Annotated in this window: 12 protein-coding genes; 7 read left to right on the top strand and 5 right to left on the bottom strand. The window is 71.9% G+C overall.

The features are described 5' to 3' along the window. Positions 1–39 precede the first annotated feature (39 nt). From OG500_RS10890 to OG500_RS10865, 6 genes are all read left to right on the top strand, one after another. Positions 40–840, top strand: a complete 801-nt coding sequence (locus OG500_RS10890; RefSeq protein ID WP_327066350.1) for an ABC transporter ATP-binding protein — start codon at positions 40–42, stop codon at positions 838–840. Further along, positions 840–3,353 (top strand): FtsX-like permease family protein, encoded by a 2,514-nt coding sequence (locus OG500_RS10885; RefSeq protein WP_329579179.1) that lies wholly within the window; start codon positions 840–842, stop codon positions 3,351–3,353. The genes OG500_RS10890 and OG500_RS10885 overlap by 1 nt, the downstream gene beginning before the upstream one ends. A gap of 414 nt (positions 3,354–3,767) precedes the next feature. Then, complete coding sequence (locus OG500_RS10880) at positions 3,768–4,982, top strand: sensor histidine kinase (protein WP_327071500.1); 1,215 nt, start codon at positions 3,768–3,770, stop codon at positions 4,980–4,982. Further along, on the top strand, positions 4,946–5,590 hold the full coding sequence (locus OG500_RS10875; protein WP_327066348.1) for a response regulator transcription factor: 645 nt from the start codon (positions 4,946–4,948) through the stop codon (positions 5,588–5,590). Before OG500_RS10880 ends, OG500_RS10875 begins: the two co-directional genes overlap by 37 nt. 223 nt (positions 5,591–5,813) lie before the next feature. Next, positions 5,814–8,825: a non-ribosomal peptide synthetase gene (locus tag OG500_RS10870; RefSeq protein ID WP_329579176.1), complete on the top strand. Its 3,012-nt coding sequence runs from the start codon at positions 5,814–5,816 to the stop codon at positions 8,823–8,825. Between the two features lie 162 nt (positions 8,826–8,987). Then, on the top strand, positions 8,988–9,563 hold the full coding sequence (locus OG500_RS10865) for a DUF5994 family protein (RefSeq protein WP_327066346.1): 576 nt from the start codon (positions 8,988–8,990) through the stop codon (positions 9,561–9,563). Positions 9,564–9,942: 379 nt separating this feature from the next. Here OG500_RS10865 and OG500_RS10860 read toward each other — a convergent pair whose 3' ends face one another. The 3 genes from OG500_RS10860 to OG500_RS10850 form a co-directional block, all read right to left on the bottom strand. Next, positions 9,943–10,314 (bottom strand): CBS domain-containing protein, encoded by a 372-nt coding sequence (locus OG500_RS10860; RefSeq protein ID WP_327066345.1) that lies wholly within the window; start codon positions 10,312–10,314, stop codon positions 9,943–9,945. 114 nt (positions 10,315–10,428) lie between these two features. After that, positions 10,429–11,952, bottom strand: a complete 1,524-nt coding sequence (locus OG500_RS10855; RefSeq protein WP_329579172.1) for a DEAD/DEAH box helicase — start codon at positions 11,950–11,952, stop codon at positions 10,429–10,431. Positions 11,953–12,321: 369 nt separating this feature from the next. Continuing rightward, the gene (locus OG500_RS10850) at positions 12,322–12,525 is read right to left on the bottom strand and encodes a cold-shock protein (protein ID WP_030918248.1); all 204 of its coding nucleotides are present in this window, start codon (positions 12,523–12,525) and stop codon (positions 12,322–12,324) included. A 397-nt stretch (positions 12,526–12,922) separates the two neighbouring features. Between OG500_RS10850 and OG500_RS10845 the strand changes: the two genes are divergently transcribed. Next, positions 12,923–13,144 carry a hypothetical protein gene (locus OG500_RS10845; RefSeq protein WP_327066342.1) on the top strand — a complete coding sequence of 74 codons (222 nt, stop codon included), beginning with the start codon at positions 12,923–12,925 and terminating at the stop codon, positions 13,142–13,144. On the opposite strand, the gene OG500_RS10840 is transcribed toward OG500_RS10845, so the two are convergent. Together OG500_RS10840 and OG500_RS10835 are read right to left on the bottom strand one after the other, a co-directional pair. Then, positions 13,134–14,453 (bottom strand): LLM class flavin-dependent oxidoreductase, encoded by a 1,320-nt coding sequence (locus OG500_RS10840; RefSeq protein WP_327066341.1) that lies wholly within the window; start codon positions 14,451–14,453, stop codon positions 13,134–13,136. The genes OG500_RS10845 and OG500_RS10840 overlap by 11 nt on opposite strands. Then, the gene (locus OG500_RS10835) at positions 14,450–15,571 is read right to left on the bottom strand and encodes an LLM class flavin-dependent oxidoreductase (protein ID WP_327066340.1); all 1,122 of its coding nucleotides are present in this window, start codon (positions 15,569–15,571) and stop codon (positions 14,450–14,452) included. Before OG500_RS10835 ends, OG500_RS10840 begins: the two co-directional genes overlap by 4 nt.

Below are 15,571 nucleotides of genomic sequence, written 5' to 3'. Positions count from 1 at the left end.
CAGTTCGCGTGAGGTGTGACTAACCGGGTGGGAGTTCCAGTGCAGACTCAAGAGAACGGTCAGCAGACGGTGGCCGTCCGGCTGGAAGCGGTCGAGAAGATCTACGGCAAGGGCGACAACGAGGTGGCCGCGCTCAAAAGACTGAGCATGACCTTTGACACCGGCAGTTTCACGGCCGTGATGGGCCCCTCGGGATCGGGCAAGAGCACCTTCCTGCACTGCGCCGCCGGTCTGGTCCAGCCCACGTCGGGCAGGGTGCTGGTCGGTGACACCAACCTCGCGGACCTGGACGAGGTGCGGCTGACCAAGCTGCGCCGCGACCGCATCGGCTTCATCTTCCAGTCGTTCAACCTGCTTCCGGCCCTGACGGTCATGCAGAACATCGTGCTGCCGCTGCAGTTGGCCGGTAAGCGGCCGAACAAGAACCAGATCCTGATGGTGGTCAACCGGGTCGGTCTGGCCGACCGGCTCGACCACCTGCCCGGCCAGCTCTCCGGCGGCCAGCAGCAGCGCGTGGCGATCGCCCGCGCCCTGGTGACCCGGCCCGCGGTGGTCTTCGCCGACGAACCGACCGGTGCGCTGGACACCCGCACCGCCGCGGCCGTGCTCGGCCTGCTGCGCGAATCGGTGACCGCCGGCGGCCAGACCCTGGTCATGGTCACCCACGACCCGGTGGCCGCCTCCTACGCCGACCGCGTGGTCTTCCTCGCGGACGGCCGGTTCGTCGGCGAGATGTACCAGCCGACCGCCGAGGCGGTCGCCGCGCGGATGACCCGGCTCGGCGCCTGGGACGACGAGAACATCGCGCCCTCCTCGACCCTGTCGGGGGGTGGCCGCTGATGTGGCTGCTGGCGCTGCGCACACTGAAGTTCCGTAAGACCGGGTTCATCGCCACCTTCGTCGCGATGTTCCTGGGCGCCGCGATCGTGATGGCCTGCGGCGGCCTGATGGAGACCGGCGTCCGGATGGCGGCCCCGCCGCAGCGGCTGGCCGGGGTGCCGATCGTGGTGACCGGTCAGCAGACCTACGACTCCACCGCGCTGACCGAGCGCAACCGGATCGACCCGGGGGTGCTCGACACGGTCAAGGCCGTTCCCGGCGTCGGCAGCGCGATCCCCGACCTGTCCTTCCCCGCGACCGTGGTGGTGGGCGGCAAGGCGGTCGACGCCGGCTCGCAGGGGCACACCTGGACCAGCGCCGGGCTGACCCCCTACACGCTCGCCCAGGGCGCGGCCCCGGGCAGCGGCCAGGTGGTCCTCGACTCGAAGCTGGCGGCCGACTCGGGCGCCGCGGTCGGCTCCAGCGTGCAGCTGACCGTGCACGGCGCCCCGCGGACCTTCACGGTCTCCGGCGTCGCCCAGCAGAACACCGGCGGGACGATCCAGCCGAGCCTCTTCTTCTCCGACTCCCAGGCGCAGCAACTGGCCGGATCGGACGGGAAGTTCGACTCCATCGGAGTGCTGCCGGCGCCCGGCGTCCCCGTCGCGACGCTCAAGCAGGCCGTGAGTTCGGCGGTCAGCGGCAAGGCGATGGTGCTCACCGGCGAGCGGCGCGGCCTGGCCGACCTGCCGGGCACGCTCTCCAGCCAGCAGACCGTGACCATCCTGGCGGCGGTCTTCGGCAGCTGGGCGGTGCTGATCGTGATGTTCGGCGTCGCCTCCACGCTCGGACTCTCGCTCCAGCAGCGGGCGCACGAGATGGCCCTGCTGCGGGCGATCGGCACCACCTCCCGGCAGGTGCGCCGGATGATCCTCGGCGAGACCGCCGTGCTGTCGGTGCTCGCCACCGCCCTGGCGATCGCCCCCGGGTTCGTCATCGGCAAGCTGCTGTACGGGCAGCTGACCGGCAACGGCGTGGTCTCCAAGCAGATCGCCTTCCACCAGGGCTGGATCCCGATCACGGCCGGCGCGTTCGCGGCGATCGCGGCGGCCGTCGGCGCGGCGCTGTTCGCGGGGCGCAAGGCCGCCAGGACCAAGCCGGTCGCGGCGCTGGCCGAGAGCACCCTGCAGACCAAGTGGCTCACCACCACCCGCCTGCTGCTGGCGCTGTTCTTCATGGTCAACGGCGTCATGCTGTCGGTCATCACGGTCACGGTGATGACCGACGGGCCGACCCTGGCGAGCACCGCGGGACCGGCCTCGGTCCTGTTCGCGATCGGGGTGGCCCTGCTCGCCCCGGGGATCACCAAGGCGATCGTGGTGGCGGTCAGCTGGCCGGTGCGCGCGCTGTCCGGGCTGTCCGGGTACATGGCGCTGCGCAACGCCACCACCAACAACGTCCGGATGGCGGGCGCGGTGGCGCCGATCGTGCTGCTGATCGGTGTCGCCACCGGCACCCTGTACATGCAGTCCACCGAGGACCACGTCTCCGCCAAGAGCTACTCGAGCAACGTGCTGGCCGACTACGTGCTCGACTCCTCGACCGGCGGCTTCGCGCCGGGTGTGGTCGGCTCGGTCCGCTCCATCCCGGGCGTGGCCGGCGCCTCCGAACTGGTCAGCTCCGTCGGCTTCGTGGACGCCGCCGGCAGCGGCAACACCATGGACCTGCGCGGCGTCTCGGCCGACGGCGTCCAGCAGACCATCGCGCTCGACTCGCTGACCGGGTCGATCGGCGACCTGCGGGGCAACACGGTGGCCCTGTCGGACAAGCAGGCGAAGAACTTCGGCGTCCACATCGGGGACAACCTGAAGATCCACTTCGGTGACGGCACCGCCGCCGACCCGAGGGTCGTGGCCACCTACGCCGACAACCCCCAGGAGGAGTACCTGCTGCTGCCCTCCGACGTGCTGGCCCCGCACACCACCGCCGGGCTGCCGACCAAGATCCTGGTCCGGGCGGACGCCAACGCCGACCTCGGCCGGATCCAGTCCCACCTCGACAGTGTGGCCGCCGCGGTGCCCGGCACCGCGATCGCCGACCGCTCCACGCTGACCAGCTCCAACAACCAGATCCAGCAGATCCTGGTCGCCTCGAACTACACCATCGTCGCCATGATCGTCGGCTACGCGGCGATCACCGTGATCAACACCCTGGTGGCGGTGACCCGCAAGCGCCAGGGCGAGTTCGGCCTCCAGCGCCTGACCGGCGCCACCAAGGCCCAGGTGCTGGGCATGCTGAGCGTGGAAGGCGTCCTGGTCGCCGTCATCGCGACCGTCCTGGGCACCATCGCCTCGGCGACCACGATCGTCCCGTACAGCCTGGTGAAGGCCCACTCGGTCCTGCCGCAGGGCTCGATCGGCATCTACCTCGCGATCGTCGGCGGCGCGCTCGTCCTGATCTTCGGTGCGACTCTGCTCCCCTCCTGGCGGGGGATGCGGACTCCGCCGATCGAAACGGCCAGGTCCCCCGCCTGACCGGCACGCCGGGGCCGTTCCTCCGTTCACCCCCGGACGGAGGAGCGGCCCCGCAGCCGTGTTCCGGGACCTGTCGGTCGGTCAACTCGTCACGGCCCGTTGCGTTTGAGTAACGTGGTGCTCATCAGAAACCCGCTGTCACGGATGGACGATCGCTCAGGTGTGCTTCGCTTACCGCCCTTCCTCGGACCCGTCCACCGACCGAGCCGCGGATCCGGTGACCCGGCCCGGGTTCCGCCGGGCCGCCTCCCGCCGTGTCACAGCCCGCTGCGTCACATCCCCCTGCTCCATATTCCCTTGGGCGGACCCGTGCGAGTCCCGGTGAGCATCAGGAACGGCCTGCGCGAGTTCCCCGCCCGACTCCGCCGGGCCGGCGCCGACCTGGTGGTCGGGGTGCTGATCGCGCTGGGCGCCATGCTCTCCGTCTGCCTGTTCCTGGTCACCACCTACTTCGTGGGCCTGTTCGTCATCGGCATCGGCGCGGTGATGCTGCCGATCGTCACCAAGTGGGTCCGCTGGCTGTGCAACGCCAACCGGCGCGCGGCCGCCCGGTCGGGCGTCGAGATCGCCGTTCCCTACCGGCCGGAGCCCAAGGAGTTCGAGAAGGACATCGTCGGCTGGATCCGCCGCTGCAAGTGGATCCTGACCGATCCGGCCACCTGGCGGGACCTGCTCTGGCTGCTGCTCAACTCGGTCGTCGGCATGATCGGGTTCCTGCCCGCCGCGGTGCTCTACTACGTCCTCGAAGGGCTCGCGCTGGCCTGCGGCCTGTGGCGGCCCATCCTGCGGGCGCAGGGCACCGGGCGCGAGTACTTCTTCGTCCCGGTCCAGAGCCAGCCCACCGCCCTGCTGGCCGCGCTGGCGGCAGCGGCGCTCTTCGTCGTCTGGGCGTGGTACAGCCCGGTCTTCCTCACCGCGCACGCGTACTTCACCCGCCTGCTGCTCGGCCCCACCGAGAGCTCCCGGCTCGCCGTCCGGGTCCAGCACCTGGCCGAGACCCGCTCCGGCGCCCTGGACGCGGCCGCCGCCGAACTGCGCCGGATCGAACGCGACCTGCACGACGGCGCCCAGGCCAGGCTGGTCGGCCTCGGCATGACCCTCGGGGCGCTGGAGCGCCACCTCGACACCGACTCGGAGGAGGTCCGCAGACTGCTGCTCGACGCCCGCACCTCCTCCGTCTCGGCCCTGCGCGAGCTGCGCGACCTGGTGCGCGGCATCCACCCCCCGATCCTCGCCGAACGCGGCCTGGCCGACGCGCTGCGCGCCCTCGGCCTGGCCAGCCCGCTCCAGGTCGAGGTGACGGTGAGCATCCCGGGCGAGGTGCCGCCACCGCTCGAGTCCGCGCTGTACTTCGCGGTGTCCGAGCTGCTCACCAACGCCCTGAAGTACTCCGACGCCGAGCACGTCGAGGTCAGCGCCTGGCACGACGGCGCCGTGCTGCACGCCTGGGTCGTCGACGACGGCCGCGGCGGTGCCGACGCCACCAGGGGAACCGGTCTGCACGGCATCCGCCGGCGGCTGGCGACCTTCGACGGAACCCTCGACATCAGCAGCCCGCTGGGCGGTCCGACCGCGATCAAGATGGAGATACCGTGCGTGTTGTCCTCGCCGAAGACCTCTTCCTCCTGAGGCAGGGGCTGATCCAACTCCTGGGCGCCTACGGCTTCGAGACGGTGGCGGCCGTCGACAACGGCCCCGACCTGCTCGAAGCCGCCGCCACCCATCGCCCCGACATCCTGATCGTCGACGTCCGGCTGCCGCCGACCTTCACCACCGAAGGCCTCAAGGCCGCCCTGCAGGCCAGGCGCGAGATCCCCAAGCTCCCGATCCTGGTGCTCTCCCAGCACGTCGAGCAGATGTACGCCCGGGAGCTGCTCGCCGACGGCACCGGCGGCATCGGCTACCTGCTCAAGGACAGCGTCTTCGACAACGAGCAGTTCATCGACGCGATCCGCCGGGTCGCCGCCGGCGGTACCGCCATGGACCCCGCCGTGGTCTCCCAGCTGATGGTGAGCCACGCACGCGACGAACCGCTCGGCGCACTCACCGCACGCGAGCGCGGCGTCCTGGAACTGATGGCCGAGGGCTGCTCCAACACGGCCATCGCACAACGCCTGTTCATCACCGAGGGCGCGGCGGCCAAACACATCTCGAACATCTTCGTCAAGCTCATGCTGCCGCCGGACAGCGACAGCAACCGACGCGTCCTGGCGGTCCTCGCCTACCTCAACGCCTGACCCGATCACCGGCGGTCGGTAGGGGGGACCAGGGGTACCTCGCGGCGGGGGCGAAGTCATAGCGTCCGAAGGGAGCGGAGCGCGGCGCGACGTCGGTCGGGCCATGGACAAAAAAAGAGTGTGATCAGTTTTGAGAATTCAGACCGGTAGCAGCTCGAGATCGAGATCATCGCAAGCTCTCGCCCCGTCCGGGGGCCGGCCCTACACGCGTGCCGTCTCGCCCATGGAGTGGGTCTTCCTGGGCATGGGGCCGGGTCACTGTGTGGCCCACGTGGTCGAGGGCGACGGCAGCCTGACGCTCGATCAGCTGATCTGGGCGGTCGAGATCGCCGCGCAGGCGTCGCCCGGGATGCGGCTGGTGCGCGAGGGCAAGTGCTGGGTGGACCGGGGGACGGCGCCGCCCGTCGTGCGGCTCGACGCCGCCGCCGGCCTGCTCGACGCGCCCGCCCTGCAGCGCCCGCTCGACGCGGGCAGCCGGACCTGCGAGGTGCTGCTGGCCCCTGGAAGCCGCTCCACGGTGGTGTTCCGCGCCTTCCACGGCATCACCGACGGGCGCGGACTGCTGCAGTGGGCGGCGGACGTGTTCCGGGTGCTGCGCGGCGAGGAGCCGCTGGGCGCGGACTCCCGGCTCAACGACAGCGAGCTGATCCAGGGGCTCGACCGGCAGGGCGGACTGCCGCCGGCCCAGCCCAACCCGAAGCTGGAGTGGCCGCCGCTGCTCGGCCGCCGCTCGCCGGGCTCCTCCGGCGTGCTCTGGCGCCGCCGCACCGTCGACGGCCGCCACCCGGCGGCGACGGCCAAGGTGGCCGCGGCCCTGGCGCAGACCTACGGCTCCGGGGGCGGGCGCTTCTTCGTCCCCGTCGACCTGCGCCGGCACCGTCCGGAGCTGCGTTCCACGGCCTCGCTGGCCCGTGCGGTGCAGTTGCAGGTCGAGGCGGGCGACGGCTGGCCGCAGGTGCAGCAGCGGCTGCTCACCCTGCTCGCCGCGGACGCCGAGCTGGCCCCGCAGTTCGCCGACTCGGTCCTGCGCACGCCGCTGCCGGTGATGCGCCTGGTCAACGCCGGGATCGACCGCTTCGCGGCCAAGAAGAACCAGTACAACAGCCTGGCCTACCTCGCCCACCTGGGCAACGTCGCACTGGCCGACTTCAGCGCCGGGGACTTCCAGGCGGCGGCGGTCTATCCGCTGGGCACCACCGGCCCCGGCGGTCCGCTGGAGGTCAACCTGCTGGAGAGCGCGGCCCGCACCGAGATCACCGTGGCCTGGCACGACGGCCCCGGCCTGGCGGAGCGGGCCGAAGCCGTGCTGGACACCATCGAGGAGGCGCTCTCCCCGCGCGAGCACCGGCAGTGGGAGGGGAACCGCACCGAGCGCCCGCTGCCCTCCCAGCGCTCGGTGGTCGAACTCTTCCGGGAGCAGGTCGAGCGCACACCGGAGCGGATCGCGCTCAGCGGCCCCGAGGGCGAGGTCAGCTACGCGCAGCTGAGCCGCCGCGCGGACGCGGTCGCCGCGGCGCTGCGCGAGCGGGGCGTCGGCCCCGGTGACGTGGTCGGGCTCCTCGCGGGCCGCACGGTCGCCGCGGTCGCCGCGGTGTGGGGCGTGCTGCGGGCCGGCGCCTGCTACCTCCCGCTGGACACCCGGCACCCGGACGCGCGCCTGTCCGACCTGCTGACCGACGCCGGCTGCACCTACTGCCTGGTGGAGAAGCCCTACGACACCCGCGGGTGCGTGCAGTCGGGCTGCAAGCCGCTGCTGCTGGACGACCTCGCCGTGGACGGCGCCGCACCCGAGGACTGGCAGGACGTCGTCACCGACCCCGAGGACCTGGCCTACATCATCTACACCTCGGGCTCGACCGGTCGGCCGAAGGGCGTGCAGATCGAGCACCGGAACCTGGTCAACTACGTCCACTGGGGGATCCGCGCCTTCGACGTGGACGCCGACACCCGGCTGCCGCTGCTGACCTCGCCCTCCTTCGACGTCACGGGCACCTCCGTCTACCTGCCGCTGCTGGCGGGCGGCCAGGTGATCCTGATGCCGGAGGACCCCAACCACCTCTCGCTGCGCCGGCTCCTGACGGAGTCGGGTGCCAACGCGCTCAACCTGACCCCCTCCCACCTCGACCTGATCGGCCAGCTCGACCTGTCACCCACCGGGTACCGCACGGTGATCGTGATCGGCGAGCAGCTGCGGGTCGAGGTCGCCGCCCGGGCCCAGCAGATGTTCGGCCCCGACTGCCGGATCATCAACGAGTACGGGCCCACTGAGGCCACCATCGGCTGCACCGCGCACACCTTCGACGCCGAACTGGACGGCGGCACCGCCGTGGTGCCGATCGGGCGGCCCGCGGACAACACCACGGTGCACCTGCTCGACGCGGACGGCCGCTTCGTCGCCCCCGGCGAGACCGGCGAGATGTACCTGGGCGGTGTCCAGCTCGCCCGCGGCTACCTCGGCCGCCCCGAGCTCAACCGCGAGCGCTTCGTCCACCTGGCCGACGGCAGCCGCGTCTACCGCACCGGCGACCTGGCGCGGGTCCTGCCGTCGGGCGAGATCGAGTGCGTGGGACGGATCGACGACCAGGTCAAGGTGCGCGGTCACCGGGTGGAGCCGGCCGAGGTGGCCCAGGCCCTGGAGGACCACCCGGCCGTGGACCGCGCCGTGGTGGTCGCCCGCAGCCGGGCCGGGCGGTCGGGCAACGCCCTGTACGGCTACGCGCTGACCAACTCGCCCGTCACGGCGGAGGAGTTGGCCGGGCAGCTGGCCGCGGTGCTGCCCTCGTACATGGTCCCCGCCGCGATCACGCTCGTGTCGGAACTGCCCTACACGGTGAGCGGCAAGGTCGACGTCAAGGCCCTGCCCGACCCGTTCGCCGACGAGTCGCCCGGCACCGCCCCCGCCGGCACGGCACCGCTCACCCCGATGGACCCGACCGAGCAGGCGGTGGCCGACATCTGGGCCCGCACCCTGCAGGCGGACCGCTCCCGGCTGGAGACCCAGTCCGACTTCCACCACCTCGGCGGGGACTCCGTGTCCCTGCTCGGCATGCTCGCGGCCGTCTGCCGCGAGGTGCTGAGGCCGGACCAGGAGGCCGCCTTCATGGCCGAGTTGCCCCGGATCCTCGCCGAGCCCACCGTGGAACGCGTGGCCGCCCTGGCCCATGCCGCCTGCGGCGGCGACGTCGACCACGCTCTCGTCGGCGGACACAGTGTGACGGGTGGCGCCCCTCGGTGAACCGAGGCGAACGCCGGGCCGACAGGTGCTCCGCGCGGGCCTTGCGCGGAGTAACCTGGAGATCACCGAAGGCACCTCGTATGCCGGCACCGGACACTGGCGTCGTCTCCGGCGAACGGCTCTGCCGGCTCGCGTCCGCGGGCCGGGGACAGGTCCTTCATCATGACCGTGACTCTCGATCGTGCGACTGCGATGCGGTCCGCCGACTCCGCCGCCCGGTTGTCGCTTGCGCCTGACGGCGTACGGCCCGGCCGCCTGGACGGTGCCTGGTGGCCCCGATCGCGTGACCTTCTTCTCGAACTCCCCTCTCTTGCAGCGGAGTTGGACAAGCGGTGGAGTCGGCTCACCCGGATCACCGTGAACCCGGCGCAGTGGCTGGCCTTCCCGCGGCAGATCCCGGTGGTGGGGCACACCGTGCACGTGGGCTGGTTCGACGAGGAGCAGAACCAGGACATGGTCATGGTTCGTTCCTACGACCCGCTCCGACTCGACCTGCTGGTCGTCCCGCCGTCCACGGACGCCGTCGAGGCGGCTCGGCTGATGTCCGAAGCGGCCGACCCGGCCAGTACCCGCACCGCACACGCCCTGATCGCCGCCGGGAACGACGGCGCCGCAGGGCGCGAAGCCCGCTCGGGCTTCCTGCCGTCGACCGCCGAGGCGGTCGGTGGCCCCGGCGGGGCCACCGACCGCGCGCGCGTCGCCCGGGCGCGGGCGGCCGCGTGGCCCGGCCCGCGGTAGCCGGGCCGGGCACCAGCTGGACCGGTGGCTGGACCGCATCGCGAACGGCCCTGTGGGACAGCGCAATTAGTTGACCGGCTGCCAGGAATGCGGGTCGCGCGGAGTACCCTGGACAGTGCCGGAAGACTTTCCGGCAGAGCGATTCTTGGAGGTGCATATGGGATTCGGTAGGACAGGATCGCTGATTCTGCACCTCGTGACCACGAACTTCGTGCCCGGCTGTGACAGCGGGAAGTAGACAGAATCCTCACGTGGTCCGCGCGGTGCGGGGTCAACCCTCCGCCCCGACCGGCGTTCACGCTGGTCGCAGGCCGTTTCCGCAGAGCTGCGGAGACGGCCTCTGGTGTGTGCCGCTGCTCTGGTGTGGGCCGCGTGGTCGCTACACGCTGAGCAGGCCGACGACGTGGCCGTCGTGGTCCACCACCGGCCAGCTGGCCAGACCGCGGGAGCGCATGGCGGCGACCGCGTCGGTGGCGGGCATGTCGGCGGTGGCGAACGGGGCGCGGTCCAGCACGATGTTGCGCACCGCGGTGCGCTCGGTGTACCAGGACCGGTTCTGGAACGGCGCGAGGTGAATACGGGTCAGCAACCCGGCACAGCGGCCCTCGTCGTCGCGGACCAGGACGTGGTCCGCACCGGAGCTCTGCAGGATGTCCATCGCCGTGTCGACCATGACGTCGTCACTGATCTGCAGTTCCGGGTGTTCCATGAGGTCGCCGACCGTCGCGGGGCGTTCGAGGGTGATGCTCATGAACGGGCTCCTTCGTGTCTCTCCCGCCAGTGGTGGCGGCGATCAGGCGCACGGACGGGTGGGACAGGTGCGGACAGCCGTGACGGGTGCGCGGGGCCGGCCCGCGCACCCGCTCTACGCCGCGAGGGTGACGCGCCTGGACGACGCGCCGCGGGAGCCGCTGCGGGAGCTGCCGGCGGTCGCCGGGTTGCGCCCGGCGTGCGCGGGGCGGCTGCGGCGGTTGCGTCCCGTGGACGCGCTGCGGCGGGGCCGCTCGACGACGGGGTCGGGGATCACCACGGGGATGCCGGTGGGCACGCGGGCGCCGGTGATCCGCGCGAGCTCCTCGTCGCCGGCGGTGACCCGGGTGGATTCGGGGGTGATGCCGGCGGTGGTCATCATGCGGGCCATCTCACGGCGTTGGTTGGGCAGGACGAGGGTGACGACGGTGCCGGACTCGCCGGCCCGGGCGGTGCGTCCGCCGCGGTGCAGGTAGTCCTTGTGGTCGCTCGGCGGGTCCAGGTTGACGACCAGGTCGAGCCCGTCGATGTGGATGCCGCGGGCGGCGACGTTGGTGGCGATCAGCGCGGTCACCGCGCCGGTGCGGAACTGCTCCAGGGTGCGGGTGCGCTGCGGCTGGGACTTGCCCCCGTGCAGGGCCGCCGCCTTCACCCCGGTGGAGAGCAGGTGGTCCACCAGGCGGTCGGCGCCGTGCTTGGTGTCGGTGAACATGATCACGCCGCCCTCGCGCGAGGCGATGTGCGCGATCGTGGCGTCCTTGTCCCGGCTCTGGACGTGCAGGACGTGGTGCTCCATGGTGCTGACCGTCGCGGCCGAGGGGTCCACCGAGTGGGTGACCGGGTCGGTGAGGAAGCGCCGCACCAGGCGGTCGACGTTGCGGTCCAGGGTGGCGGAGAAGAGCATCGTCTGGCAGCCCTCGGCGACCTGGTCGAGGAGCTCGGTGACCTGGGGCAGGAAGCCCATGTCGGCCATCTGGTCGGCCTCGTCCAGCACGGTGATGCCGACGCCGTCGAGCTGGCAGTCGCCGCGCTGGATCAGGTCCTTGAGGCGGCCGGGGGTGGCCACCACGACCTCCGCCCCGCGGTTCAGCACCTGGGCCTGGCGGCCGATCGACATCCCGCCCACCACGGTCGCCATCCGCAGCCGCACGGCGTGTGCATAGGGGGTGAGCGCCTCGGTGACCTGCTGCGCGAGCTCGCGGGTGGGCACCAGCACCAGGGCCAGCGGCCGGCGCGGCTCGGCCCGCTGGCCGGCGGTGCGGGCCAGCACCGCGAGACCGAACGCGATGGTCTTGCCGGAGCCGGTGCGGCCGCGTCCCAGCACGTCGCGTCCGGCCAGCGAGTTCGGCAGCGTCGCGGCCTGGATCGGGAACGGCGAGGTGACGCCCTGGCGGGTCAGCACCGACAGCAGCGCCTTGGGCATGTCCAGTTCGTCGAACGACTCGACGGCCGGCAGCGCCGGGGTGGTACTGACCGGCATCGCGAACTCGCCGCGCGGCGACGAGCTCTGGCGCCCTGGACGCCCCTGGCGCCCGCCCCGGCCGGACGGCCGTTCGGCGCCCGCCGAACGGGAGCCCTGGAAGGCGCTGCCGGAGCGGGAGTTGGCGTTCTGGTAGGAGGATCGAGTGGAACGATTCATGCGAAAACCTTCCTCGGGGCGGCACGTCACGAGGAAGGCTCCGCGGCGCGGGGCGCCGGCGGAGGCCGCAAGGGAACGGGCCGGAAGTACGACGGGTGAAGCGTGGACGGCAGAACCGTGCGCCACGTCACCTGCGGTCGGCGCTCACCGACCTGGGCGGGAGCGAAGACCTCGAACCGTGGGATGTCACGGCAGGGCGGCGCCGATCCGGACGCGGCGCTGGGCGTCTCGCGTGGGGATGGCCGCCGGTGGCGGAGGCAGGGGGCCTGAACGGCCGGGGCTGCGTGGTGACGCAATGCCGAGGGGCCCGCACCGGGCATGTACGCGGTGCGGGCCCCTCGCTGCTAGGCGGGTGCCGTGGCAGTAGAACTACAGCGGGCGAATGTTCTCGGCCTGCGGGCCCTTCTGGCCCTGGGTGACGTCGAACTCGACCTTCTGGCCCTCGAGCAGCTCACGGAAGCCGTTGGCGTTGATGTTCGAGTAGTGGGCGAACACGTCAGGACCGCCACCCTCCTGCTCGATGAAGCCGAAGCCCTTTTCCGCGTTGAACCACTTCACGGTGCCATTTGCCATGGAAAAATCTCCTTCAAGGGGCTGTTCGAAACACGCACAGTGCTTGCTTCGAGTCGCCGCGATGAGCACCCACCCGGGGAAGAGCCGGGAAACAAAAATGCACCTGCGAAACATCAGCAGGCGCACACAAAGTTCATGGGAACCACTACTGCAACTACGACGACTCTAGCAGGCCCAGGCCCGCAGCGGTGGATTATCCGGCCCCGGGTTTCGCGGCCGCCGTTCTCCCCGGCCGTCGCCCCCTGGGCGTCGGGGGCGTCAACGCGCCGTGCGGACAGGGAGGTTGAGGGCATGCAGCGCCCGCTGCGGCCGGCATCGGCGGTTCTCCGGGGCCCCAGCCGAATTCGTGACCTTCGGAACGACCCGGTCCCGGGATTTACGGCGCATACTGGCAGTGATGACGAAATCAGCAGCAGTCCGGAGAGTCCTCCCCACCAGCCCCTTCAAGGCCCGGGTCGAGGCACCGCCCAAGCAGTTCGCCGTGGGCGACCGCGTCACCCACGACAGCTACGGCCTCGGGCGGGCCATCGGTGTCGAAGGCGACAGCGCGGTGCTCGTCGACTTCGGATCGCGCCAGGTGCGCATCACCCAGCCGTACGCCAAGTTGTTCAAACTCTGAACTGGTTCGCCGGGCGGGGCAGGCCGTAGTGCTCGCGCAGGGTGCCTCCTCGGTACTCGGTGCGGAAGAGCCCGCGCTCGCGCAGGATCGGCAGCACCTTCGCCACGAACACCTCCAGTCCGGAGGGCAGGACCGCGGGCATCACGTTGAACCCGTCGGCCGCACCGTGCTCGAACCAGTGCTGGATCGTGTCGGCCACCTGGACGGGCGTGCCGGTGAAGGTGCGGTGGCCGCGGCCACCGCCGAGCCGTGCGATGAGTCGGCGCACGGTCAGGTTCTCGCGCTGGGCCAGTTCCACGATCAGCGTGTAGCGGCTCTTGGCCCCCTCGACCTCGTCCTCGGTGGGGAGGTCGTCGGGCAGCGGTTCGTCGAAGCGCAGCCGCTCCGGCTCCACCTTGAGCAGCGTGGCGAGCTGCTCGCGCGCGTAGTGCGCACTGATCAGCCGGTCCAGTTCGGCCTCCAGCTCGCGGGCCTCGGCCTCGGTGTCGCCGATCACCGGGACGATGCCGGGCAGGATCTTGAGGTGCCCGGGGTCGCGTCCGGCGGCGACCGCGCGGCGCTTGACGTCAGCGTAGAACGCCTGCCCCTCGTGGAGCGTCGGCTGCGCGGTGAAGACCGCCTCGGCCCACCGGGCGGCGAACTCCTTGCCGCTCTCCGAGGAGCCGGCCTGCACGAGCAGCGGGTACCCCTGCGGCGAGCGGCGCACGTTCAACGCCCCCTCGACCCGGAAGAACCGGCCGCGATGGCCGGCCGGGCGGACCCGGTCGGCCAGCGCGTGCACGCCGGCGGCCTTGTCCGCCACCAGCGCCCCGTCGGCCCAGCTGTCCCAGAGCTTGGTGGACACCTCCAGGAACTCCGCGGCCCGCTCGTAGCGGGTCCGGTGCAGCGGCTGCCCGTCCAGGCCGAAGTTGCGGGCCGCCGCGTCACCCGCGGTGGTGACGATGTTCCAGCCCGCGCGGCCGTTCGACAGGTGGTCCAGCGAGGCGAACCGCCGGGCCAGGTTGTACGGCTCGTTGTAGCTGGTCGAGGCGGTCGCGATCAGCCCGATGTGCGTGGTGCCCGCGGCCAGGGCGGCGAGCAGCACGGTCGGCTCCAGCTTCCCGGACGGCCGGCGGCCGGGGTCGCCCCAGAGCACCGGGCTGTCGGCGAGGAACACCGAGTCGAACTTCGCGTCCTCGGCGAGGCGGGCCAGCCGCTGGTGGAAGCCGAGGTCCAGGTCGGCGGCCGGGTCGGACTGCGGCAGCCGCCAGGACGCCTCGTGGTGCCCGGTGTCGTGGATGAACAGGTTGAAGTGCAGCTGCTTGCTCACACGTGATCCTTCGTGCGGTCGGAGTGCGGTCGTTTCGGGACCTGCGCGGGGGTCGTGGCCGGCCGCAGCAGCGGGAGGAGTTCGTCGCCGATCCGGGCGATCTCCTCCTTGTACGGCGTGTCGGAGAGCACGAAGTGCGTCACCCCCAGCTCGCGGTACTTGCGCAGGGCGTCGGCGACCTGCCGCGCCGAGCCGACCAGCCACGTGGTCCCGGCACCGCCGCCGCCGTACCGGCCCGGCGCGGTGTAGAGGCAGTCGTCCAGGACCTCGCCCCGGTCCGCCAGGTCGAGCAGCCGTCGCTGGCCCACCGCCGGCCGGCGCAGGAACGCCGCGGCTTCCTGCCCTCCCTGCCGCGCCATGCGGGCCACCCGCTGCTCCGCCTCGCGCCACGCCTGCTCGGCCGTGTCCCGGACGAGGGTCGTCACGCGCAGCCCGAACTCCAGCGGCCGGTGCCGGCGCTCGACCGCCGCGCTGAGCGCCCGGAGCCGGTCGATCCGTTCGGCGACGCCGTCCAGGGGCTCGCCCCAGAACAGCTGGACGTCGGCCTCCCGTGCGGCGACCTGCTCGGCGGCGCCGCTCGCGCCGCCGAAGTACAGCCGCGGATGGCGCCCCTGCTCGGCGCCCCACGGCCGCGGTCGCAGGGCGGAGCCGTCCACCCGGTAGTGCTCCCCGTGGAAGGTCACCTCGTCCTCCTGCCACAGGCGGCGCACCAGGTGAAGGAATTCGAGCGTGCGCTGGTAGCGGCGGGCCGGGTCGAACTCGCCGTCGCCGTAGGCGGCGGCGTCGTCCAGGCCGCTGACGACGTTGACCAGGACCCGGCCGTGGCTGAGCTGATCGAGGGTGGCCGAGGCCGCGGCGAAGTTCGCGGGGTGCCAGTACCCGGGCCTGATCGCGATCAGCGGCTTGAAGGCCGTCGTGCGGGCCGCGAGGGAGGCCGCGACGGTGAAGGTGTCCGGTCGCCCCCAGCCGGTGCCCAGCAGCGCCCCGCCCCAGCCGTGCCGCTCGGCTGCGTGCGCGAGTCCGGTCGAGTGGTCGAGCGTGCCCCAGCCCTCGCGCGTGTTGTCGCCGCGGTGCCCGGGTTCGACCGTGTTCGGGATGTACCAGAGGTGTTCGCCCAT

The sequence above is a fragment of the Kitasatospora sp. NBC_01250 genome, from assembly GCF_036226465.1.
GTDB lineage: Bacteria > Actinomycetota > Actinomycetes > Streptomycetales > Streptomycetaceae > Kitasatospora.
The sequence above is the reverse complement of the archived record's forward strand: the minus strand, read 5'-3'. Positions and strand labels throughout refer to the sequence as shown.

Coding starts and splice junctions, on each gene's coding strand:
- OG500_RS10865 (WP_327066346.1), top strand. CDS start 8,988: ATGACCGTGACTCTCGATCGTGCGACTGCGATGCGGTCCGCCGACTCC.
- OG500_RS10885 (WP_329579179.1), top strand. CDS start 840: ATGTGGCTGCTGGCGCTGCGCACACTGAAGTTCCGTAAGACCGGGTTC.
- OG500_RS10835 (WP_327066340.1), bottom strand. CDS start 15,571: ATGGGCGAACACCTCTGGTACATCCCGAACACGGTCGAACCCGGGCAC.
- OG500_RS10850 (WP_030918248.1), bottom strand. CDS start 12,525: ATGGCAAATGGCACCGTGAAGTGGTTCAACGCGGAAAAGGGCTTCGGC.
- OG500_RS10845 (WP_327066342.1), top strand. CDS start 12,923: ATGACGAAATCAGCAGCAGTCCGGAGAGTCCTCCCCACCAGCCCCTTC.
- OG500_RS10870 (WP_329579176.1), top strand. CDS start 5,814: ATGGAGTGGGTCTTCCTGGGCATGGGGCCGGGTCACTGTGTGGCCCAC.
- OG500_RS10855 (WP_329579172.1), bottom strand. CDS start 11,952: ATGAATCGTTCCACTCGATCCTCCTACCAGAACGCCAACTCCCGCTCC.
- OG500_RS10860 (WP_327066345.1), bottom strand. CDS start 10,314: ATGAGCATCACCCTCGAACGCCCCGCGACGGTCGGCGACCTCATGGAA.
- OG500_RS10880 (WP_327071500.1), top strand. CDS start 3,768: ATGCTCTCCGTCTGCCTGTTCCTGGTCACCACCTACTTCGTGGGCCTG.